The sequence below is a fragment of the Bacteroides sp. AM41-16 genome, assembly GCF_003603495.1.
GTDB lineage: Bacteria > Bacteroidota > Bacteroidia > Bacteroidales > Bacteroidaceae > Bacteroides > Bacteroides uniformis.
On sequence record NZ_QTNE01000030.1, the window covers coordinates 1 to 21,834 of the forward strand.

The window sequence follows — 21,834 nt, forward strand, 5'->3', positions numbered from 1 at the left end:
AACTGAATCCCGTTTCTATTTACACAAAATTATGGATACTGCCTAAAAAACTGAATTACTTCTATTTTATTCATTCCCCGAAACTTCTTTATGAAAGTTTTCGGGGAATGTTTCTTTTATGAGTATTATTTATCTATTTTTGTCACTGCAACAAACAAACAAATCTACTTGCCGATGCCCAACTCTTCTGCTTGCAGAGGTAAAAAACAATGCGCTCAATGTCCCAAGGCTGTGGACAATGCAATAATATATGCTTCCCACCTCAGAGGATTCCATCTGCCGGCGCGAAAGTGTGAGGAAAATATTATAATTTTCCTGCTGAAAGGAGAAGTGCTTGTCAACAGTAAGGAGTATGCGGGAACTGTGTTGCATGCAGGTGAGTTCATCCTTCAAGCTATTGGTTCCAAGTACGAAATACTTGCCATGACGGATGTGGAATGCGTTTGTTACCGGTTCAGTAAGCCTGAATTCTTCTGTGAGGACCGGTATAACCATATTATGAAAGAGGTTACCCCTCCATTGATATTCTATCCTTTGACCATTACTCCCGAGTTGCAGCTCTTTCTGGAAAGTTCCAAGGCCTATTTGTCCGAGGAGAAGATTTGCCGGGAAATGCTTTGTTTCAAACGGAAAGAACTTGCTTTCATTCTTGGAAATTACTACTCCGACTATGAGCTTTCCATGCTGATACATCCTCTTGCCCAGTATACTAATTCCTTCCACTACTTTGTCTTGCAGAATCATGCCAAAGTCAAGACGGTAGAGGAACTTGCCCAGTTGGGAGGATATACAGTAGCTACTTTCCGGCGTATATTCAATTCTGTTTTTCATCAACCGGTGTACGAGTGGATGATGGAACGGAGGAAGGAAAGCGTGGTTTATGAACTTCGTTATACGGATGCTTCTATATCAGAGATTTGCTATAAATATGGCTTTGAATCGCTGCCTCATTTTTCCAATTTCTGCAAAAAGAATTTCGGGGCTTCTCCCCGTAGCTTGCGTGCCGGCAATTTATCTGAAGTAAACGGCATGTCATAAAAAAACTCCTCCGGCGGTTTCCCGGCAGAGGAGTCTCTTGTGATATTAATCAAATATAGTGAAAGCTGAGTGATAAATCTGAGCTTGCTCAAAAGGTTTATCCGAAGCGCATCCTATATTATTTGCAGAAAGACCGGATTAGTCTTTCAGTTTCGCAATGATAAAGTCGCGGTTCAGGCGAGCAATGTTGCTGATGGAAACATTCTTCGGGCATTCAGCTTCGCACGCACGAGTGTTTGTACAGTTACCGAAACCGAGTTCGTCCATCTTGCTCAACATAGCCTTGGCACGGCGCAATGCTTCCGGTTTGCCTTGGGGCAACAGGTTCAGCTGGCTCACCTTGGCAGAAACGAACAGCATAGCAGAACCGTTCTTACAAGCAGCCACACAAGCACCACAACCGATACAGCTGGCAGCATCCATAGCCTCGTCAGCGATGGGCTTCGGAATCAGGATAGCGTTGGCATCCTGGGGAGCACCGGTACGTACGCTGACGTAGCCGCCTGCCTGCATAATCTTGTCGTAGGCCGTACGGTCGACCATCAAGTCCTTGATAACCGGGAAACCGGCAGAGCGCCACGGTTCAACAGTGATGGTATCGCCGTCGTTGAAACGACGCATATAAATCTGGCAAGTCGTAGCGCCGGTTGCAGGACCGTGGGGATGTCCGTTGATGTAGAGCGAACACATACCGCAGATACCTTCGCGGCAGTCGTGGTCGAATACAACCGGTTCTTTACCTTCAGAAATCAGCTGTTCGTTCAGGATATCCAGCATTTCGAGGAATGAAGTATCGCCCGGGATATCTTTCATTTGGTATGTTTCAAAAGCGCCTTTTGCTTTCGGACCCTTCTGGCGCCATACCTTGAGCGTAAATGATATATTTTTATCCATTTTCTTTAATTCTTTAAATGTTCAACTTCCCGATTAGCTCTTGTAGTTACGAGTCTGTACCTTGATTGCTTCGTAAACCAGCGGCTCTTTCAGCAATACCGGTTCCTTTTCGTCAGAACCCTGATATTCCCAGCAAGCCACGTAGAAGTAGTTTTCATCGTCACGCTTGGCTTCGCCTTCTTCAGTCTGATATTCTTCACGGAAGTGACCACCGCAGCTTTCGTTACGGTTCAGTGCATCGTAAGCAACCAGCTCGCCCATAGTGATGAAGTCGTACAGACGGATAGCCTTGTCGAGTTCTACATTCATACCTTCCTTGTCGCCCGGGATGAACAGTTCTTTCTCGAACTCCTTGCGGACTTCTTTCAGCTTCTTCAGACCTTCCTTCAAGCCTTCAGCCGTACGTCCCATGCCTACATATTCCCACATGATGTGGCCCAGTTCCTTGTGGATAGAGTCTACAGACTTCTTACCCTTAATATTCATCATCCAGTCAATCTTGTCCTGAACAGCCTTTTCTGCAGCTGCAAATTCGGGCAGGTCGGTAGAGAAACGGGGAACTGTAATCTGGTCGGCCAGGTAATTCTGGATAGTGTAAGGCAATACGAAGTAACCGTCGGCCAGACCTTGCATCAGCGCAGAAGCACCGAGGCGGTTTGCACCGTGGTCGGAGAAGTTACATTCACCAATAGCGAACAGACCCTTGATGGAGGTCATCAGTTCATAGTCAACCCAGATACCGCCCATGGTATAGTGGATAGCCGGATAAATCATCATCGGGTTTTCGTATGGGCTGACATCAGTGATTTCTTCATACATATCGAAGAGGTTGCCGTAACGTTGTGCAACGACATCTTTACCCAGACGGTTGATAGCTTCGGAGAAGTCAAGGAATACGGCAAGGCCGGTGTTGTTCACGCCATAACCCTTGTCGCAGCGTTCTTTGGCTGCGCGGCTGGCAACGTCACGCGGAACGAGGTTACCGAATGCTGGATAACGGCGTTCCAGGTAGTAGTCGCGGTCTTCCTCGGGAATATCTTTTCCTTGCAGTGTACCTTCCTGCAGTTTCTTGGCATCTTCCAGCTTCTTCGGAACCCAGATACGACCATCGTTACGCAGAGATTCGGACATCAAAGTCAGCTTAGACTGCTTGTCACCGTGAACCGGGATACAAGTGGGGTGAATCTGTACGTAAGCAGGGTTGGCAAACCAGGCACCTTTACGGTAGCAAGCCATTGCTGCAGAGCAGTTACATGCCATTGCATTGGTAGAAAGGAAGTAGGCATTGCCGTAACCACCGGTAGCGATTACCACAGCGTGGGCGGCAAAACGTTCCAATTTACCGGTAACGAGGTTCTTTGCAATGATACCGCGGGCACGTCCGTCAATGAGGACAACGTCTTCCATTTCGTAGCGGGTATACAGTTTCACAGTGCCTACGTTCACCTGGCGGCTCAATGCAGAGTATGCACCCAGCAACAGCTGTTGTCCGGTCTGACCCTTGGCATAGAAAGTACGGGATACCTGAGCACCACCGAAAGAACGGTTGTCCAGTGTACCGCCGTATTCGCGGGCGAAAGGAACACCTTGTGCAACGCATTGGTCGATAATATTGTTGGATACTTCAGCCAGACGGTAAACGTTAGCTTCGCGGGCACGGTAGTCGCCACCCTTTACTGTATCGTAGAACAGACGGTATACAGAGTCACCGTCGTTTTGGTAATTCTTAGCAGCATTGATACCACCTTGTGCAGCGATGGAGTGTGCACGGCGCGGAGAGTCCTGGATGCAGAAGTTGAATACTCTGAAACCCATTTCGCCCAGAGAGGCGGCAGCACTGGCACCGGCAAGTCCGGTTCCTACTACGATGATGTCCAGACGACGTTTGTTGGCAGGGTTTACTAATTTTTGGTGAGCCTTATAATTGGTCCATTTCTCAGCCACCGGTCCTTCCGGTATTTTAGAATCTATCTTAGTCATAATGCAATTTACAATTTAGTCATTTACAATTTGAATTTAGCAAGCGCCGCACAATGATTTTGCAAAGAATACGACAACTACCAGAGCGAAGCAGAGGACAACGATAGTAGAATAGATGTTGGAGATACATTTCCAACGGTTAATCCATACTTTGTTGTTCCAGCCCAAAGACTGCATGGAGCTCCAGAAACCGTGAGTGAGGTGGAACCACAATGCGCCCAGCCAAACGAGGTAAAGCACTACGAATACCGGATTGCTGAAGGTGTTTTGAATGTGATAGACACCGTTGGCTGCATATGCCAGCGTGAGGGTGTCGGCATGCATGCCCATGTTGTGCATCAACTCGGGAAGCTGCATTTTAGCCCAGAAGTTTACCAGGTGCAGGCCCAAACCCACGATTACGATGATACCCAGTACGAGCATGTTCTGAGAAGCCCATTCCACAGTCTTGGGCTTTTCCGTAACGGCATAGCGTTCGCTACCACGTGCCTTACGGTTCTGCATAGTCAGCCAGAAAGCGTAGATGATGTGGATGATGAATAAGGCAGCCAGACCTACCGTAGCCACCAATGCGTACCAGTTTGCTCCCAGGAACTCACAAACCATGTTGTAGCCATTAGCCGAGACTAATGCAACCAGGTTCATCGCCATGTGAAATGTCAGAAACAGGACAAGGGCGATACCGGTAACGCTCATCACCACTTTCCTTCCTACAGATGAATTACTTAACCACATAAATGATTGAATTTAAGTTATTTAATAGTTTGAAAATTTGTTCTATCAGGATACTTCTGTAAATGTTTCGCAAAAATAGGAGAAATCCAGCGATAAAGCAAGCGATTAAAGAAATAATTCCGTAATCCGGCAGAATGCGAAGTTTACGGACAAGTAAAAGGTTTACTCGTCCTCCTGGTCTTTGCCTTGCTCTTTGCAGATAATGGAAATCTTTTCTCCGTTTGCCGAACGTTTTCTCAGGGCGCGGGGCGTGTCTCCGAAAGAGTCTTTGCAGAAGTGGGCAAAGTGGGATAGGGAATCAAAGCCATAGCGGGCGCTGATGACTGAAATGCGTTGTTTGGTGTATTGCAGGTCGTTCAGAATTCCTTCACGTTTCTTGTCCAGAATCCATTCATAGACCGGGACCCCATACATATTTTTAAACAGACGGCGGAATGTGGTGGTGGTATATCCACCGAGGTGGGCAAACTCTTCCACATTCTTCACCTTGTCGTAGTTCTGCATGACGAAATATTGGAAGCTTTCCGTATAAGTGCTGATGGGGTAGAAGAATGTACTGATTTGGTGTAGCGGATAGTAGCATGTCAATATGTATACCAATTCCTGGCATTTCATTTCAATGTATTTGCTGCACGCATAGGGTTGCTCGTTGAGGTAGCAGGCAAGGCTTTTCAGGAGCCCTTCGAGCATGGAAATCGCGGTAAGCGGGGTATAAGTCAAGGGGGCTTCCGAGCGTTTCAGTATCTCCTTGTAGCGCTCTTCGCAAATCAGAGGAAGCTCGGTGAACCAATAGACAATATATTCCACTTCGGTCAAAGCCAGGAGTTCTACTTTGGAGCCGATGGCTTGCAAGATGAGCTGGCGGCTTTGGAGAGTGGTGCCCGGATATTCGTCACTGTTTACAAGTAATTCACCTTTCAGCATAAATATCATGCAGTTCTGTGTGCACTTTTCAGCAGAGAAATGTTGTCCCTTGGGGTAGTGGCGGTAAACCAATACTCCTTCTGATTTTTGGGGACATACCATACAATCAATCTGTCGGTTGCAGCAAGTTTCCAGTCTCATGAAATGATTAGCGAATTATTATAAATGTGGCAACAAAGATAGAATTTTTTTGTGAAAACTCTATCTATTTGTCCTATCTTTGCGTCAAACTAATATAAAGGACTTATGAAAAAGGCTATTTTTTTTGTATATTTTATCTGCCTTGTTGTATCCGGTCTTTCGGCACAGAATTGGGATATTAACACTTTGCATCGGGTTAACAGTTGGGATGGCAAGTTTGTCCGTAACTATAATAAGATAATTTCACGTTCGGAGCCCTATGTTGCTGTCGGTGTTCCGGTGGCGATGGCGGTTGCCGCTTGGATAAAACATGATAAGGGTTTGCTGAAAGATGCGGTCTACGTAGGTACAAGTGTAGCGGGGGCTTTTGTTGTGACTTATGGAATGAAATATCTGGTGGACCGTGAGCGTCCTTATGATAAATATCCCGACAGAGTGCATGCATATAGCCATGAAGGCAGCCCGTCTTTTCCTTCCGGACATACGGCGACGGCTTTTGCCCTTGCCACCTCGCTCAGTGTAAAGTATCCTAAATGGTATGTGATAGCTCCGTCTGCCCTGTGGGCTTGTTCCGTGGGAGTTTCCCGTATGAACGAGGGAGTGCATTATCCGTCAGATGTGTTGGCGGGGGCTGCAATCGGTGCTGGATGTGCTGTGGTCAACATCTACGTCAACAAGTGGCTGAATAAGTGGCTGTTCGGAGAATGATTTTAGGCGCGAATTACGCGGAATACGCGGAGTTAGATAAACTAAATCCGCATAATCCGCGCCTAAGTTTGTTTCAAGTCGGCTATTGGATAATAGTGCTGTAGATGCCTTCGTTCAGCACTTTTAGAGCTTGCTGCACGCTCTGGTTCGTGCTGTTCATCACCTGGAAGTATTCGTTCATGTCCCATAGGTCACGGGCTATCAAGGCTTTAAGTTGTGTCTTGATGAGCGGTAGGGATTGGTTGTACTGTTTCTCGTCAAACTTGATTTTCTCTTTGTCGGCAAGCGTACGTATTTCGGCAAGGAAGTTATCGTCTATCTCGAACTTCTCGTTGAAGGCTTCGAATTTCTTGTATTTGTTCTGCAACTCCTTCCGGTGCTTCTCGATGTAGCCGGTAGTGGCTTTGATAACCACGCCTTTGGCTACGAGGTTGCGGTGATAGTCTGTGTACTGGGTAGTGTCGATGGGGACGAAGAAGTCGGGCATGATACCTCCACCTCCGTAAACGGTACGTCCCATACGCTTGGTCTGTGCTTTCAGGGAGTCGGCAAAATGGATACTGTCCGCATGAATCATTTCTCCATGATTGAAGCGGTCTATCAGTTCCTGGTTATACTTATCCTGACTGTTCTCGCCGGTTAGGCGGCCGTCGAGGTTGGCGGTGCTGTCGTAAGGCTTCTGGATACAACGGCCCGAAGGAGTATAGTAGCGGGCGATAGTGAGGCGAATCATGGAACCGTCCGGCAGGTCGATAGGACGCTGTACTAATCCCTTGCCGAAGGTGCGGCGTCCTACTACCACGCCTCTGTCCCAGTCCTGGATGGCTCCGGTCACGATTTCACTGGCAGAAGCGGAGTACTCGTCCACCAATATGATGAGACGGCCGTTCTTGAAGTTGCCCGTACCTTTGGCAAAGAAATCACTGCGGCGTGCGGCCCTTCCTTCGGTGTAGACGATGAGTTCTTTTTGCTTCAGAAATTCGTTGGCAAGGTCGATGGCGGCATTCAGATACCCTCCTCCATTTCCTTGCAGGTCGAGGATGAGGTCTTTCATTCCTTTCTTTTGCAGGCTTTTCAGGGCTTCTGCAAACTCTTCGGCGGTGGTTGCCCCGAAGCGGTTGATACGGATATAGCCGGTTTTGGGTTGTATCATGTAAGATGCGTCCAGGCTGAGGATGGGAATTTTGTCACGCTTCACGGTGAAGTACAGCTGGTCGTCCACGCCACGGCGCACGATGGTGAGTTTCACTTCCGAGTCTTTCGGTCCGCGCAGGCGGCTCATAATATCTTCCGTGCTCATTTTTACTCCGGCAATGGCGCTGTCATTGACGGCTACGATACGGTCGCCGGCAAGGATGCCCACCTTCTCGGAAGGTCCGTTGCTCACGGGTTGTATCACAAGCAGGGTATCTTCTATCATCTGAAACTGTACGCCGATGCCCTCGAAATTGCCTTGCAACGGCTCGTTCATCTTCTTCACTTCTTCGGCGTTGTTGTAGGTGGAGTGCGGGTCGAGTTGTGCCAGCATCTTGATGATGGCTTCTTCCACCAGCTTGTCTTCATCCACCTTGTCCACATAAAGGTTGGTGATGGCAAACTCTGCCATTTGCAGTTTGCGCAGGGCTTCATTGTTCGGCTTTTGCGCTTGTGCCGTCACCGCGCATATACATATTATAATAGTAAATAGTTTTTTCATCATTTCCATTTTAATCCCTAATCCTTTATCCTTAATCCCTAATCTCCATTCCCTCCGGTATGAACATGCTTATGTCCTTGCCGTATTGCAGCAGTTCGCGCACGGTGGTGGAACTGACGCAGGTAAGTTCCGGCTCGGTGAAGAGCAGGATGGTTTCTATGCCGGTCAGTTTGCGGTTGATGTCGGCAATGGTTTCCTCGTATTCGAAATCCTTCACGGTGCGTATGCCGCGTATTATCAGACTGGCATCTACCTGCCGGGCAAAGTCGATAGTCAGGCAGTCATAGGACTGCACAATGATGCGCGGCTCGTTCCGGTAGTAGTCTCGTATCATTTGTTCGCGCTTTTCCAAGGGGAAATACGTATTCTTATTTTCATTGATGCCGATGCCTATGACGATTTCGTCTATAAAAGTCAGTGCACGGCTCACTACCGAAGAGTGTCCGATAGTAAACGGGTCGAATGTTCCCGGAAAGATAGCTCTTCTCATGATGCCAAATCTTCTTCTATAACCAAGTTGTTGATAATAAAGTTTTGTCGTTCCATGGTATTCTTACCCATGTAGAATTCCAGCAGCTCTTTTACGAGGTCTGTCTTGCGCAGGGACACTTGTTCCAGACGCATATCCTTGCCGATAAAATGCTTGAACTCGTCGGGCGAGATTTCTCCCAGACCTTTGAATCGGGTGATTTCGGGGTTGGGACCCAGTTCTTCAATGGCTTTCACACGTTCCTCCTCTGTATAGCAATAACTTGTCTTCTTTTTGTTGCGCACGCGGAAGAGAGGGGTTTGCAGGATATATACATGCCCTTTCTTTATCAGGTCGGGGAAGAACTGCAGGAAGAAGGTGATGATGAGCAGGCGGATGTGCATGCCGTCCACATCGGCATCGGTAGCTACGATGACTTTGTTGTAGCGCAGTGTCTCTATGCCGTCTTCTATATTCAAGGCTGCTTGAAGCAAGTTGAATTCTTCGTTTTCATAAACTACTTTCTTGGTGAGTCCGTAGGAATTTAGCGGTTTACCACGCAGGCTGAATACTGCTTGGGTATTCACGTCGCGGCTCTTGGTGATGGAACCGCTGGCGGAGTCTCCCTCGGTAATGAAGATGCAGGATTCGGTTTCCTGGTCTTTGCCTTTACCGTCACTCAAGTGGTAGCGGCAGTCGCGCAGCTTGCGGTTGTGCAGGTTGGCTTTCTTGGCGCGTTCGCGTGCCAGCTTGGTGACGCCGGCAATGGCTTTGCGCTCTTTCTCGGAGTCTTGTATCTTTTGCAGCATCACTTCGGCCACAAGCGGGTTCTTGTGGAGGTAGTTGTCCACTTCCGTCTTGATGAAGTCTCCTACGTATTTGTTCACCGTGGGGCCGGCGGGCTTGTGTTCCTGCGGCGCGGCAGGCCACATGTTGTTGCTGCCCAGTTTCGTTTTGGTCTGGCTCTCGAACATGGGTTCCTCCACGTCGATGGCAATGGCGGCTACCAGTCCGTTGCGGATGTCGGCATATTCCTGGTTCTTGTTGTAGAACTCCTTGATGGTACGGGCAATGTGTTCCTTCAAGGCAGTCTGGTGTGTGCCGCCTTGGGTGGTGTGTTGCCCGTTGACAAAGGAGTAGTACTCTTCGCCGTATTGGTTGGTGTGTGTGAAGGCAATCTCGATGTCCTCTCCTTTCAGGTGGATGATGTCGTAAAGGCCTTCGCTGGTCATGTTGTCTTTCAGCAAGTCCTCCAGCCCGTGGCGGGAAACGATGCGCTGGCCGTTGTAAATGAAGGTGAGGCCCGTATTCAGGTAGGTGTAGTTGCGCAGCAGGGTTTCTACGAACTGGTTCTGGAAGGAATAGTTCAAGAAGAGTGTGGCGTCCGGTTCGAAGAAGATATAGGTTCCGCTTTCTTCTGTCGAGTCTTCGGTCACATCACTCAACAGCGTTCCTTTTTCAAAGATGGCGATACGTACCTTGCCGTCGCGGTAGCTGCGTACTTCGAAGCGGCTGCTCAGCGCATTGACTGCCTTGATACCTACGCCGTTCAGTCCGACACTTTTCTTGAAAGCCTTCGAGTCATATTTACCCCCGGTATTCAGTTTGCTGACCGCCTCTACCAGTTTGCCTTGCGGAATGCCTCGTCCATAGTCGCGTACGCTGACACGCAGACTGTCTTCTATAGTCACTTCTATACGCTTTCCGGCACCCATCTTGAACTCGTCGATGCTGTTGTCCATCACTTCTTTCAGCAACACATAGATGCCGTCATCGTTCTGTGAGCCGTCGCCCAGACGGCCTATGTACATACCGGAACGGACACGGATATGCTCCATGTCGTCCAGGTGGCGGATGTTGTCGTCGGTATATTCCACGCTGGAAACGGGGCTCTCTGTGATATTGTTGTCTGCTTCTTCCAGCGGCAGGGTCATATTGTTGTTATCTTCCATAAGTACGTTATTCCTTCATATTGCGCATTGCGACAAAGGTAATGAGAAATTCGGGGGTTCGCAAAAAAATAATGTCTTTTATGGACTTCTGACAAGCTTATATTCTGGATTTAGAACTTATTTTATTCCTTTCACAAAGCATCTTCTCCGTTTATGCTGTTCCGTCTTGAAGTACTCCCACTGCGCTTGCACCTTGCCGTTCAGCTCCAGCTCCGGATTACTCTCGGCATACTCGAAACCAAGTTGCTGATAGACGGGGATAAGGTCGGAGAACAACAATGCATTTACCCCCTTGTTCTGATACTCCGGTTTCACGGCAACCAGCAGCAAATCGAGCATCTTGGGATATTTCTTCAAGAAGATGGTCTTGGCCAGGTGATACCAACCCATAGGAAGCAGGCGCCCGTGGGCTTTTTGCAACGCTTCGGCGAGTGACGGCATGGAAATGCCTACGGCAAGCAGCTGGTCATCGGCATCGGTAATCAATGTCACCATGCGTAGGTCGAGGATGGGCAGGTACATCTTGACGTATTGGTCAATCTGCCGTTGGCTCAGTGCAGAATAGCCATAGAGTGGCTGATAGGCTTCGTTCATCAGTTCGAAGATGGCCTGACCGTAGTCTTGGGCAATCTTCTTGGCAGATGTGTATTTCTTTACCTTGAGGTTATACTTGCGCTGGATGAGGTCGGAGATGCGCTTGTGCTTGTCGGGTATGGCGTCGGGAATGTAGATTTTGTACTCCACCCAATCGGCATCCTTCTCAAAGCCCATGCGTTCCAGATGTTGCGGATAGTAGGGATAGTTATAAATGGTGGCCATGGTGCTGAGCTGGTCGAATCCTTCGATGAGCATACCTTCGGCATCGAAATCTGTGAATCCCAGCGGGCCTTGTATATGTGTCATTCCCCGTTCTTTTCCCCATTCTTCCACGGTGCGAATCAGGGCATCGGAGACTTCCGCATCATCGATGAAGTCTATCCAGCCGAAGCGGACTTCCTTTTTGTTCCAGGTTTGGTTTGCCTTGTGGTTGATGATGGCAGCTACACGTCCTACGATTTTACCTTCCCGATAAGCCAGGAAATAGTCGGCTTCACAAAATTCGAATGCAGCGTTTTTCTTCTTGTTGAAGGTGTTGAGCATGTCATCGAAAAGGTCGGGGACGGAATAAGGGTTGTTTTTGTATAGCAGGTAGTTGAAACGGATAAAGCGCTCCAGTTCCCGTCTTGTGGTTACTTTCTTGATTGTAATTGCCATAGTTGTTCAATATTGAGACCACAAAGGTAATGCAAACTGAGAGCAGAACAAAATAAGCTTGCTTATTTTTTATGCCGAGGTACAGCTTGCCTTATTTAAAAATACGTGATAATCTTTAAAATACCGCGTAGGGTGTTTGTAAATTTGCTGTTAGAGGTTGTATATCAGTACCGCTGTGTAGGCAATGTAGCAGAGAATCAGAATGCTTCCTTCCACCCGGGTGATGATGCGTTTCCCGAAAAAGATACCGAACAGCCAAAGCAGGATGCTGGACCCTACGAGTACCCACAAATCGAAATTGGTGATGCCCGTCAGACGCAGTGGAGTGATGGAGGCCGAACAACCCAGTACGAAGAATATATTGAAGAGATTACTTCCGATGACGTTTCCGATGGCTATTTCGGGGTTTTTCTTCAAGGCGGCTACGATGGAGGTGGCGAGTTCGGGTAATGAAGTGCCGCCTGCTACGAGCGTGAGACCGATGATGGATTCGCTGACACCCAATCCGCGGGCTATGCCGCTGGCACCGTCTACAAAGAAATTACCTCCGATGATGAGGCCGGCAAGTCCGCCGAGAATGTATAGGGCGGATTTCCACGCGGGTAACAGCCTGATTTCGTCTTCTTCCTGTAAGTGCTCCTTTTCCGGTTCCTTCATACTTCCATCCCTTTTTGCAATGGCAAAAGTATAACTCAGAAAAATGGTAAAGAAGCATAGCAGCAATAGGCCGTCGGTGATGCTGAGTATGTTCTCCCCACTGCTGTCCAGTAAGACGTCGTTGGCACAAATCAGCAGGGCGAAGGATGAAAGGATGCAAAGGGGTATTTCGCGTTTCAGTGTGTTACGGGTAATGGCTATCGGGGCAAAAAGGGCCGTACAACCCACAATCATCAGGGTATTGAACGTATTGCTTCCCACCACATTGCCGATGGCAATGTCTGCACTGCCTTTTAGGGCAGAGGATATGCTGACGGTGAGTTCCGGTGCGGAAGTACCGAAGGCGACAATGGTAAGCCCGATGACGATGGACGGTATATGGAAACGTTTGGCAACGGATGCGGCACCGTCTGTCAAGCCATTGGCACCCAGAAGAATGAGGAGCAGTCCTCCGACAAGAAACAATATATCCATAGGTATGTCAATTTTGAGTACAAAGATAATGCAAACCGGATACAGAACTTTCATGTTTGCATGAAAAAGTTATGTTGATTAGGATAGGAAGTTAAAAACATTCCGTATGTTTGAAGCATTTATTGGGTATATTTGCATAATTAAAGAATCAAATCAAGAAGTTTATATATGAAGGTTATCCGTGCTTTCTGTCTTTGTTGGCTGTTGATGCTGGCAGACGGAGTGTCAGCTCAGTTGGTAGATAAAGTGCTCAGTGTTTTAGGTGAGGATAGTGTGGGGAGTGTCACAGTGGCAAGGACTGACTCCGATTCGATTCAGTTGTCGCTTGTCCGGCAGGAGTTGGAAACAGCCCGGCTGAATGAGGCGAACCTGCGGATGGAAATGGAGCAGATGAAGTTGGCGGGCTATGCGGCCGATTCGGTGAAGCTGGCATTGCAGAAACAACGCATTGATTCGTTGCGGACGGTGACACCGGGTATTCCGGTGGTGGTGGAGAAGGACACTTTGTTCTATCTGTATGCCAAGCGTGGAGGGCATACGCCCCAACAGCGAGCCAAAGATGTAAGCAACGTCATCGAAGCATTGGGCACGCGTTTCAATCTGCGTCCGGACTCTGTTTATTTAGAGAGTACGGATATTGTTACAGACTTGATGTATGGCGAAAAGGTCATCATTTCCTTTACCGATCAGGATGCTTTGTGGGAAAACTGTACCCGCGACCAGCTGGCCGCCAGCAAGAGGCATGTCGTGGTGGACAAACTGAAAGCCATGCAGAAGGAGCATAGCTTGTGGCAGTTGGGTAAGCGTATCTTGTACTTTATCCTGGTGCTTGTGGGACAGTTCTTCTTGTTCAAGTTTACCAACTGGCTGTTCAGAAAACTCAAACTACGCATTCAGAAGCTGAAGGATACCAAGCTGAAACCGATCTCTATTCAGGATTATGAATTGCTGGATACGCAGAAGCAGGTCAACCTGCTGGTGTTTGTTGCCAACCTGGTGCGTTATGTAGTCATGCTGTTGCAGTTGCTGCTGACGGTTCCGTTATTATTCTCCATTTTCCCTCAGACCAAGAGCTTGGCTTATACATTATTCTCCTACATCTGGAATCCTATAAAGGTCATCTTGAATGGAATAGCCGACTATATACCCAATCTGTTCACTATCTTTGTGATATGCTATGCGGTGAAGTATCTGGTCAGACTGGTGCGTTATCTTGCCAATGAGGTGCAGGCTGAACGGCTGAAGATAAACGGCTTCTATCCGGATTGGGCCATTCCTACCTATCATATTGTGCGCTTCTTGCTTTATGCGTTTATGATTGCCATGATTTACCCTTATCTGCCGGGTTCCAAGTCGGGAGTCTTCCAGGGAATCTCCGTGTTTGTCGGCTTGATTGTTTCGCTCGGTTCCAGTACGGTTATCGGCAATATCATTGCAGGACTGGTCATAACCTACATGCGGCCTTTCAAGCTGGGTGACCGCATCAAGCTGAACGATACTACGGGCAACATCATTGAGAAAACACCGCTCGTCACCCGCATCCGTACTCCGAAGAATGAGGTGGTGACCATTCCGAACTCTTTCATCATGTCTTCCCATACGGTCAATTACAGCCAGTCTGCCCGTGAGTATGGATTGATTATCCATTCGGAGGTCAGTATTGGCTACGATGTTCCGTGGCGGAAGACACATCAGCTGTTGATAGAGGCTGCATTGAATACTCCTGGAGTGATAGATGATCCCCGTCCGTTTGTATTGGAGACTTCCCTTCAGGATTATTATCCGGTTTATCAAGTGAATGCCTATATCAGGGATGCCAACAGCCTTAGCCAGATTTACTCTGATTTGCATCAGAATATCCAGGATGCCTTCAACGAAGCAGGCATCGAAATCATGTCTCCTCACTACATAGCTACGCGTGACGGCAGTGAGACGACCATACCCAAGGATGACTTACGGGAGAAAAAGCAGTAAGGGAGCCGGTTATCGTGCCAGTAAAATCTCTGCAAACGGTACGTAGAACATAAACATCCTCCATTCCTTTGTCTGGAAATCATAAGTTTCGATGAAGTCGCCTTCACGATAGCCTGCAAACTGCACGTAGAGTTTCCTTGTCTGCCCGTCCTTGGAGTAGTACATGGCAGCGGAGCGTACGGCGTTGGGGTAGGTGGCGAAAGGCTCTTTCAAGTTTCCGGCAGTAGTATCCCATAAGCAGAATTGCGTATCTCCACCATTGGCACGGGAAACGATATAGCCTCCTTTGCATTGCAGGCTGTTTGGGTTTTCGGGGGATGGTTCCATAATCCGGAAAGGTATCAAGGCTTCGGCTTTGATGGGGTCGTAGCAGTGCATCTTTTCTTTGGCGATGTCTATCACGACGGGCGAGAAGGTGCCGTCGCCGTTGTTGGCCGAGAGCAGCATGTGGGCGTCGGCTATCACGCCCGGATAGCGTGAGAGGGATTCGGGCTTCAGTCCATCCGGTAATGGTATTTCGGGAGTATGTATCGGTGGCATATTCAACCGGGTATATACCGGATAAGAGATGCTACAGTAGGTGAGGAGCTTATCTCCGGCCATTTCCAGGGAAACAGTGTTGTTGAAGTCCGAGCAGATGGTAATTGCGTTACGTTCTACCGGGTTACACCAATAGTGCATGCAGAGGTCGTATCCGTCGATGAAACTACTGCCGTCTTTCTCCCGTATCCCGCAGAGGATGTTGGTGCCGGGGATGTTGGCGGCAAGGTGGAAATCTTCGTCGTCATGGAACTGGATTACTTCCGATATTTCTTGTGTTACCAGGTCGATACGGGTGATGCCGCGGGGAACGGTCGGTGTGTAAATGGCGTGGGAGTTGGTGATACCGTAGAGATATGGTTCTTCGGGGGATTGTCCGTCGGCTACCGAAATCTGGCCGAGAGGCTGAAGCTGTCCTGCCCGTTCCAGGAACATTTCTACCCGTGAGGCGGGCCAGTGTCCGGGGGCAAGGAAAGTAATGCTGTTGGTGGTTTGCTCCGTGGTAACGGCGCGTGTGTAGCGTGAATACCCTTCGGGAAAGAGAGGATTGTCGGCTATCGGCCAGTAGATGTCCAATATGATTTGGTCGCCGCTCTGCAAGCCGTCGGCTTTGACGGTCACGGCATCACCGGGATTGAAGGTCTTTCCGGCATCGGATATGGTGATATTGGTCACAAAAGCGGGTTGTTTCTCTTTGTCGTCATCACTGCAAGCGGCAAGTAGCAGGCTGATTAGTAGCAGGAAGTGTATCTTCTTCATCATAGTTATGTATTGACAAATGCAAATATAGGGCTTTTTCTTGTATTCCTGCGGATAGGCTTTGTTTTTGTCGTATGAGATGGAAAAATCCTCCTACGAAACATGGTCTTTTGCTTCGTGGGAGGAAAGTGGTTGTTCGGCAGGGCTTCGGGGGAATGCGCCTGCTTGCGTGCCGGCTTGGATTATTTGCTGCGCGTCACCGTGTGCAATACATTCCCTTTCTTGTCAATCATGCGCAGTTCCAGTGTCTTTTTGCTGGCCGATACAATGGAGAAACCCGGTTCGGGGCTGCAGAATACGGTCCCTTCGATGGGCTTCACCTTGCGGGCGAGCGAACCGGCAGAATTGGTGATATAGTCGATGTCGCTGCCTGCCACGCGTACGTGCTGGAAGTTGTGGATGTGCCCGCAGATGTACATATCCACCTTGTGCTTGCGCAGGATGGGATCGAGACGTGCCTGCATATCCGCGCGTTCGCTCTCGTCCTTCGGGGTTTCGGCATAGATGGGATGGTGTCCGGCAACGATAACCCAGTCCTCTTTGGCGGTAGTCAGTACGGAATCTATCCAGGAAAGTTGTTGCTGGTAATCCTGCTTGCAGGCATCGGGATAGGTCTCGCTTTCGTTGCGGTATTTGTCAATCATCGGGGCGGTGTCTACCCAAAGGATGCGGATGGTAGCGCCGTTGTCCTCGAACGTCTTGGTATAATAACGGGCGGGCATGGTCCAGCGGCGGCTGATATTACTGTAGTCGAGCACAGCCTGCGTATTGCCGCGGTATTCGTGGTTGCCCAGCAGGGGGAACCAGTCTATCATCAGCTCCGGGTGGCTGTAAATAAGTTCGTAGTTGGTCATCCAAAGCGGGTCGTTCACGCTACGTACGCCTTCAAAGTGGTGTACATCGCCGGTGGCAAGAACGAATTCGGGGCCTACTTCTTCTGCCATTTGTCCCATCAGTTCGGCGATGGGCTTTTGGTCGTAGTAGCCGTTACGGCCGAGGTCGTTGGCTACGTAGAAGTTGAACTTCTTGTCGAAGATGGAGTAATCGGTGATTTGGGCAATGGCTGCGTTGCCGAGTAGGGCAATAAACAGTAAAAGGAATATTTTCTTCATTGTCATTATTAAATTGTTGAGTAGTTAATGTTGATAACTTGTTGAGATAGAATTCGCTGTTTAAAAATTAATCTTCACTCCCGCATTCACTTTCACGCCGTAGTATTCTGCCTGCATGGTACGGTCTTTTGTGCCCTGGTAGTAGCGTAGCGGCTGGTTCAGCAGGTTGTTGGCTTCGGCGTAGAAGGTAGTCTTGAATTTCTTTCCGAAGGTATAGCTGGCGTTTACGTCCATATAGTTCACCTTGTCGTAGTAGCGGTCGTAGAAGGTGCTTTCTCCCATTTCGTCGATGAAGTCGGAAGCGAAGTTATAGCTCAGGCGCAGATTCAGACCGCCTTTCTCAAAGTATAGGGAAGCATTTGCGGTATGCTCCGGAGAGCCTGGCATGCTCAAGTCTTTCTCATTCTCGCGGCCTTCGAAGTTGAAGTCTTCCACACGGGAGTGGGTGTAGGTGTACGTTCCGTAGAAACCTACACATTTCAGAGCGGGAGCAATGAAGCTGAAGTCGCGCTGGTAGGATAACTCTACCCCTACCAGGTTGGCGTTGCCCGCATTCTTGGGTTGGGTGAAGCGGGTGTAGGTGTTACCCTGGTATTCGTAGTTGGTGCTCACCTGGTCTACGATGAAGTCGTCTATCTTCTTGTAGAAGATGCCGGCGCTTATCAGACCGATGCTGCGGAAGTAGTAGTCGGCACTCAAGTCGAAGTTGTAGGAGACGGTAGGTTTCAGCTCCGGGTTTCCGATGGTGATTTCGTTGTCGGAACGTTTGATGTTCACACTGGGCACGAGGGCCGAGTATTTGGGGCGTGACAAGGTTTGGGTAAACGAACCGCGCACTTTGAAGTCATCGTTTACATTCCACTTTACGAGCAGCGACGACAGGAAGTTGATGTAGCTGTTGCGCTGACGGTCGGTCTTGCTGGTGAGGTCTTCGTCGGCATCGTAGGTGCGTCCCGTATAGGCAAGGTTGGTGTTCTCTATGCGAAGTCCGGTCATCAGTTCCACGTCTTTTGTCAGTTTTTGGTCGAAGCGGAGGTAGCCGGAAGTCACGGTTTCGCGGGCGTTGAAGTTTCCGGCAAGTTCTTCCTGTACCTGCTCTTTCTCAAAGAGGGAAGCGTTGTTCAAGTCTAAAGAGCCGGTGTATTCCTTGCTGGCGTAGATGCCTGCCTGGTATTTGTTGTTGGGCATGAAGTTCTTGTTGGTCTGGTCCACTGTATTTGCTAGGCTGTTCGTCATGAAGGCATCCTCGTCCAGAGGAGAGTATTCGTAGAAGTCCACTTCTTTATCCTTGGTCTTGCGCACTACCTTTGCGCCGAACTTCAGCTTGTTGCCGTTCTTGAAGGGAAGTTTGAAGTTGGCGGAGAACTTCAGGTCCTGCTCCTTGATGTCTTCCTGCTGTTCCGTCAGCTCTTTCAGGCTGAATTCATCGTTCAATGTCATGGTAGAGCCTGTTTTGGGGCTGGCAAAGGGTTGGCGTTCGTCGCTCAGGTCCATGTCGAACTTCTGTTTCTTCAGTTGGAAGTCGATGTAGCGTTCGTTGGGACGTTCTTCGCTGGCTTTGGCATAGCTGGCGTGCCAGTCCATGGAGAGGGCGCCGAAGAGGTGTTCGCCGCCGAGGGCAAAGTCCATGGTGCGCTGGCGTTCCAGGCGGGCGTTACGGTTGTCCGGCGTACCGGCTTTGGTCTGTATGCGTACGGTGGCGTTGCCGTCGGGGTCAAGGTCTTTCAGCGTGGTACGGTAGCGGTTCTCCCAGTCGTTGCGGTTGTTGAAGATGCCTTTGAAGGTGAGTTTGTGGTTGGCATTGATGTCCCAGTCCAGTGCGGCGGAGTAGCTTTGGCGTTCGCGGGTGACGTAGTATTGGCGGATTTGGTAGTCGTTGACGTACGTCTTGCCGTTGTCATCCTGCTCCCATACAAATTCGGTGTCGTAGGAACCAGAAGGTGAGTTCTGATAGGAGGCCGATACAATCAAGCCGAGTTTGTCGTTGAAGAAGCGGTCGCCGTAGGTGAAGCCAAGGTTCAGTTGCGCCTTTTCGCTCACCCAGTTGTAGCCGGTTCCGGCGGTGGCGGCAATGGTACGCTTGTAGGGGGAGTTCTTGGTGACGAGGTTGATGCTGCCGCCGATGGCGTCGCCGTCCATATCGGCGGTTACTACCTTGTTCACTTCGATGGTCTGAATCATGTCTGCCGGAATGAGGTCGAGCTGTACGTTGCGCGTATCGCCTTCGGCAGAGGGAACGCGGTTGCCGTTGATGGTGACGGAGCTGAGGTCGGCACTCGTGCCCCGCACTTGCCCGAAGCGTGCCTCGCCTTGGTCGTACTGCACGTTGATGCCGGAGATGCGTTTAAGGGCGTCACCGATGTTGGAGTCGGGGAACTTGCCTACCTGGTCGGCAGAGACTACATTCGTAATCCCCATGTTGTTTTTCTGTGAGTTGATGGCACGGCGCTGTCCCTGGAAGGCGCCGCCTACCACCACTTCCTGCAACTCCACGCCTTCGTTCAGTACGACGTCTTTTTCCAGTGTACGGCCTGCGGGGATGGTGATTTTCAGTTCTACGGGAGAGTAGCCCACGTAGCTCACCTTTACTGTATAGGTTCCCGGGTCAAGGTTAGAGAAAGTGTAGAAGCCGTTGACGTCGCTCGTCACGCCAGTGTGTAGTTTCTCGATGTAGATGGATGCGCCCGGGAGAGTTTGTTTAGTGGCGTCGATGATGCGTCCACGTACAGTTCCTTGTTTCGTGACATTTGCTTTTTCGTCGGCAATGGCCGTATTGACGGTGGCGGTGAATAGGAGTAAGAATAAGAATGCTCTCAAAATCTGTTTCATACTTGTTATTATCTGTTAATAATCTGCCGCAAAAGTAGAGGGTTGCCGTTACGTGGAGGTTGCGGAGCGTTGAAGAACAGATAACGATTCAGTTACAATGAGGTTACATAAATTCTTGGAGGTAGTACCTTTTCGGCGGTATCTCCCTTTGCCGTCATCTGGCAGACTGATGCTAAAGATGCACGAGATGTGCATCTCGGACTGTATGAGATGTACATCTCGAGCAACATGAGATGTACATCTCGTGCAGGGGAAGGTATAGGGGTTGGTGTCTTATCCCGTAGCCTGGCAGCGGATAAGTACCTTCTTCTCGTCTGCCAGAGTAGTGGCAAAGAGATAAGTGCCTCCCCCTTCGGCCAATTTCAGTCGTTTGCGCAGTTCGGCCACGGTGGCGGGGAAGTTGCGCACGGTGAGGTTCGCCTTTTTCTCGGCAGCCAGCATCTCTTTCACTTCTTTCTTGCCGAAGCCGCAGGAGGAGGTAATCCGGAACTTGCGGCCGGGGAAGTCCGGCAGGAAGTGGTCCGAGGTGTAGAGGTGGCTGTTGGGATGCAGTTTTTCCACCTTATACAATGAGGAGAGGCTGCGGAATGCACCGGCTTTCAGCACGGAGGCATTCGGTTCGTAGAGGTATGATTTCAGTTGAGGGGTGTAGGGGCATGCACGCTCCTTCTCCTGCCGGCGGGTGAAGACGAGGGCTTGGGGAGCCGGTACACCGGTGAAGTTGACGCAATGAATGGGGATGTCGTCTGCCGGCACTCCTTCGCCTTGTCCCAGCAAGAGCAGCAGTTCCTTGCATTCGTTGCCCACGGAGACGATGTGTGCCTGGTGGACATGCTTCAAATCGTTCAGGGCAAGGGTGAGGTCGAGCATGGGGGAGAGTTTTACCAGTACGTGTCTTGCCTTGCGCAGCAGCAGTTCTTCGAGGGCGGCTATATCGGGTTCGCAGTCGCCGATGGCTACGGTCTTTCCACCGTGTCCGTCGCGGCGGGCAGGGTCTATGAATATACAGTCCACGGGCTCCATCTCTTGCAGATGGCAGACGCTGTCTGCGTGGCAGACGGAGATGTGGTTCAGGCCGAGGACAGGGAAGTTGTGTGCGGCTATCTGGCAGAGGGTTTCCTGGCGCTCGACGTAAGTGGCATGCCCGAAGCGGGAGGAGAGATAGGCGCAGTCGATGCCGAAACCTCCGGTGAGGTCGGTAAAGGTGCCGGCTGATGCGGGGGTACTGTTCTGCGCGGGATGTTCTTGTTCTGTATGTAGCAGGTTAGTTATAATCTCCGCTTTATACTGTGCCGTTGTTTGGGAGGAGCATTGTTCCAGAGAAAGGTGGGCGGGGTAGAGTATATGCTCGTTCTCGGCCCATGCGGGTATCTTCTCTTTGGCAATCTGCCAGCCGGAAATCTGTGTGATGGCGGCGGGCATGTCTACCGAAGGGTAGCGGCGTGCCTGCAAGGCAAGGCTGCGCACGTCGTCGCGGCGATGCTCGCGGATGAAGCGGAGGGTGTCTTGGGATAAAGGCATGGCTTGGCTTATTTATTCTGATGCAAAGTTATCTCAAAAAGGACAAAGTGGGGCATAAATTCGCAGCTTTCTGTCTGATTATTTTTCAGACAAAGATGACGCTGATAATACAGATTAAGAATATTAAAAATCCGCGTCATCTGCGTCATCCGCGTCAAAGCGATAGCAAATTTAAGT

Annotated in this window: 16 protein-coding genes; 3 read left to right on the top strand and 13 right to left on the bottom strand. The window is 49.7% G+C overall.

From position 1 onward, the window contains the following. Positions 1-174 precede the first annotated feature (174 nt). Positions 175-1,038: a helix-turn-helix transcriptional regulator gene (locus DW896_RS20070; protein WP_005834297.1), complete on the top strand. Its 864-nt coding sequence runs from the start codon at positions 175-177 to the stop codon at positions 1,036-1,038. Between the two features lie 138 nt (positions 1,039-1,176). Here DW896_RS20070 and DW896_RS20075 read toward each other — a convergent pair whose 3' ends face one another. From DW896_RS20075 to DW896_RS20090, 4 genes are all read right to left on the bottom strand, one after another. Continuing rightward, positions 1,177-1,932, bottom strand: coding sequence for a succinate dehydrogenase/fumarate reductase iron-sulfur subunit (locus tag DW896_RS20075; protein WP_005830925.1), 756 nt, complete (start codon positions 1,930-1,932; stop codon positions 1,177-1,179). Between the two features lie 33 nt (positions 1,933-1,965). Further along, on the bottom strand, positions 1,966-3,912 hold the full coding sequence (locus tag DW896_RS20080) for a fumarate reductase/succinate dehydrogenase flavoprotein subunit (RefSeq protein WP_005834301.1): 1,947 nt from the start codon (positions 3,910-3,912) through the stop codon (positions 1,966-1,968). A gap of 36 nt (positions 3,913-3,948) precedes the next feature. Beyond that, a complete protein-coding gene (locus tag DW896_RS20085; RefSeq protein WP_005830923.1) occupies positions 3,949-4,647 on the bottom strand; it encodes a succinate dehydrogenase/fumarate reductase cytochrome b subunit in 699 nt (232 codons plus the stop codon). 162 nt (positions 4,648-4,809) lie between these two features. Then, complete coding sequence (locus DW896_RS20090) at positions 4,810-5,712, bottom strand: AraC family transcriptional regulator (protein ID WP_005834304.1); 903 nt, start codon at positions 5,710-5,712, stop codon at positions 4,810-4,812. A 105-nt stretch (positions 5,713-5,817) separates the two neighbouring features. On the opposite strand from DW896_RS20090, the gene DW896_RS20095 reads away from it, so the two are divergent. Next, positions 5,818-6,420 carry a phosphatase PAP2 family protein gene (locus DW896_RS20095; RefSeq protein WP_005830921.1) on the top strand — a complete coding sequence of 201 codons (603 nt, stop codon included), beginning with the start codon at positions 5,818-5,820 and terminating at the stop codon, positions 6,418-6,420. 82 nt (positions 6,421-6,502) lie between these two features. Here the strand turns inward: DW896_RS20095 and DW896_RS20100 are convergent, their stop codons facing one another. From DW896_RS20100 to DW896_RS20120, 5 genes are all read right to left on the bottom strand, one after another. Continuing rightward, the gene (locus tag DW896_RS20100) at positions 6,503-8,116 is read right to left on the bottom strand and encodes a S41 family peptidase (protein ID WP_034529349.1); all 1,614 of its coding nucleotides are present in this window, start codon (positions 8,114-8,116) and stop codon (positions 6,503-6,505) included. A gap of 31 nt (positions 8,117-8,147) precedes the next feature. Beyond that, a complete protein-coding gene (coaD, locus tag DW896_RS20105) occupies positions 8,148-8,606 on the bottom strand; it encodes a pantetheine-phosphate adenylyltransferase (protein WP_005830918.1) in 459 nt (152 codons plus the stop codon). Beyond that, a complete protein-coding gene (locus DW896_RS20110; RefSeq protein WP_005834312.1) occupies positions 8,603-10,537 on the bottom strand; it encodes a DNA topoisomerase IV subunit B in 1,935 nt (644 codons plus the stop codon). Before DW896_RS20110 ends, coaD begins: the two co-directional genes overlap by 4 nt. A gap of 117 nt (positions 10,538-10,654) precedes the next feature. Further along, on the bottom strand, positions 10,655-11,791 hold the full coding sequence (locus DW896_RS20115) for a hypothetical protein (RefSeq protein ID WP_005830912.1): 1,137 nt from the start codon (positions 11,789-11,791) through the stop codon (positions 10,655-10,657). A gap of 150 nt (positions 11,792-11,941) precedes the next feature. Then, complete coding sequence (locus tag DW896_RS20120) at positions 11,942-12,922, bottom strand: calcium/sodium antiporter (RefSeq protein WP_050756856.1); 981 nt, start codon at positions 12,920-12,922, stop codon at positions 11,942-11,944. 168 nt (positions 12,923-13,090) lie between these two features. On the opposite strand from DW896_RS20120, the gene DW896_RS20125 reads away from it, so the two are divergent. Beyond that, the gene (locus DW896_RS20125; protein WP_005830910.1) at positions 13,091-14,896 is read left to right on the top strand and encodes a mechanosensitive ion channel family protein; all 1,806 of its coding nucleotides are present in this window, start codon (positions 13,091-13,093) and stop codon (positions 14,894-14,896) included. Positions 14,897-14,905: 9 nt separating this feature from the next. Here the strand turns inward: DW896_RS20125 and DW896_RS20130 are convergent, their stop codons facing one another. From DW896_RS20130 to DW896_RS20145, 4 genes are all read right to left on the bottom strand, one after another. Next, on the bottom strand, positions 14,906-16,198 hold the full coding sequence (locus tag DW896_RS20130; protein WP_034522959.1) for a WD40-like domain containing protein: 1,293 nt from the start codon (positions 16,196-16,198) through the stop codon (positions 14,906-14,908). A 179-nt stretch (positions 16,199-16,377) separates the two neighbouring features. Continuing rightward, the gene (locus tag DW896_RS20135) at positions 16,378-17,307 is read right to left on the bottom strand and encodes a metallophosphoesterase (protein WP_034532659.1); all 930 of its coding nucleotides are present in this window, start codon (positions 17,305-17,307) and stop codon (positions 16,378-16,380) included. A 60-nt stretch (positions 17,308-17,367) separates the two neighbouring features. Then, positions 17,368-20,136: a TonB-dependent receptor gene (locus DW896_RS20140; RefSeq protein WP_119993735.1), complete on the bottom strand. Its 2,769-nt coding sequence runs from the start codon at positions 20,134-20,136 to the stop codon at positions 17,368-17,370. A 273-nt stretch (positions 20,137-20,409) separates the two neighbouring features. Next, positions 20,410-21,657, bottom strand: coding sequence for an SAM-dependent methyltransferase (locus tag DW896_RS20145; RefSeq protein WP_117713775.1), 1,248 nt, complete (start codon positions 21,655-21,657; stop codon positions 20,410-20,412). Positions 21,658-21,834: the final 177 nt, after the last annotated feature.

Bases quoted from the DNA above. Each gene is read 5' to 3' on its own strand.
- DW896_RS20070 (WP_005834297.1), top strand. From the start codon at position 175: ATGCCCAACTCTTCTGCTTGCAGAGGTAAAAAACAATGCGCTCAATGT.
- DW896_RS20075 (WP_005830925.1), bottom strand. From the start codon at position 1,932: ATGGATAAAAATATATCATTTACGCTCAAGGTATGGCGCCAGAAGGGT.
- DW896_RS20080 (WP_005834301.1), bottom strand. From the start codon at position 3,912: ATGACTAAGATAGATTCTAAAATACCGGAAGGACCGGTGGCTGAGAAA.
- DW896_RS20085 (WP_005830923.1), bottom strand. From the start codon at position 4,647: ATGTGGTTAAGTAATTCATCTGTAGGAAGGAAAGTGGTGATGAGCGTT.
- DW896_RS20090 (WP_005834304.1), bottom strand. From the start codon at position 5,712: ATGAGACTGGAAACTTGCTGCAACCGACAGATTGATTGTATGGTATGT.
- DW896_RS20095 (WP_005830921.1), top strand. From the start codon at position 5,818: ATGAAAAAGGCTATTTTTTTTGTATATTTTATCTGCCTTGTTGTATCC.
- DW896_RS20100 (WP_034529349.1), bottom strand. From the start codon at position 8,116: ATGAAAAAACTATTTACTATTATAATATGTATATGCGCGGTGACGGCA.
- coaD (WP_005830918.1), bottom strand. From the start codon at position 8,606: ATGAGAAGAGCTATCTTTCCGGGAACATTCGACCCGTTTACTATCGGA.
- DW896_RS20110 (WP_005834312.1), bottom strand. From the start codon at position 10,537: ATGGAAGATAACAACAATATGACCCTGCCGCTGGAAGAAGCAGACAAC.
- DW896_RS20115 (WP_005830912.1), bottom strand. From the start codon at position 11,791: ATGGCAATTACAATCAAGAAAGTAACCACAAGACGGGAACTGGAGCGC.
- DW896_RS20120 (WP_050756856.1), bottom strand. From the start codon at position 12,922: ATGGATATATTGTTTCTTGTCGGAGGACTGCTCCTCATTCTTCTGGGT.
- DW896_RS20125 (WP_005830910.1), top strand. From the start codon at position 13,091: ATGAAGGTTATCCGTGCTTTCTGTCTTTGTTGGCTGTTGATGCTGGCA.
- DW896_RS20130 (WP_034522959.1), bottom strand. From the start codon at position 16,198: ATGATGAAGAAGATACACTTCCTGCTACTAATCAGCCTGCTACTTGCC.
- DW896_RS20135 (WP_034532659.1), bottom strand. From the start codon at position 17,307: ATGAAGAAAATATTCCTTTTACTGTTTATTGCCCTACTCGGCAACGCA.
- DW896_RS20140 (WP_119993735.1), bottom strand. From the start codon at position 20,136: ATGAAACAGATTTTGAGAGCATTCTTATTCTTACTCCTATTCACCGCC.
- DW896_RS20145 (WP_117713775.1), bottom strand. From the start codon at position 21,657: ATGCCTTTATCCCAAGACACCCTCCGCTTCATCCGCGAGCATCGCCGC.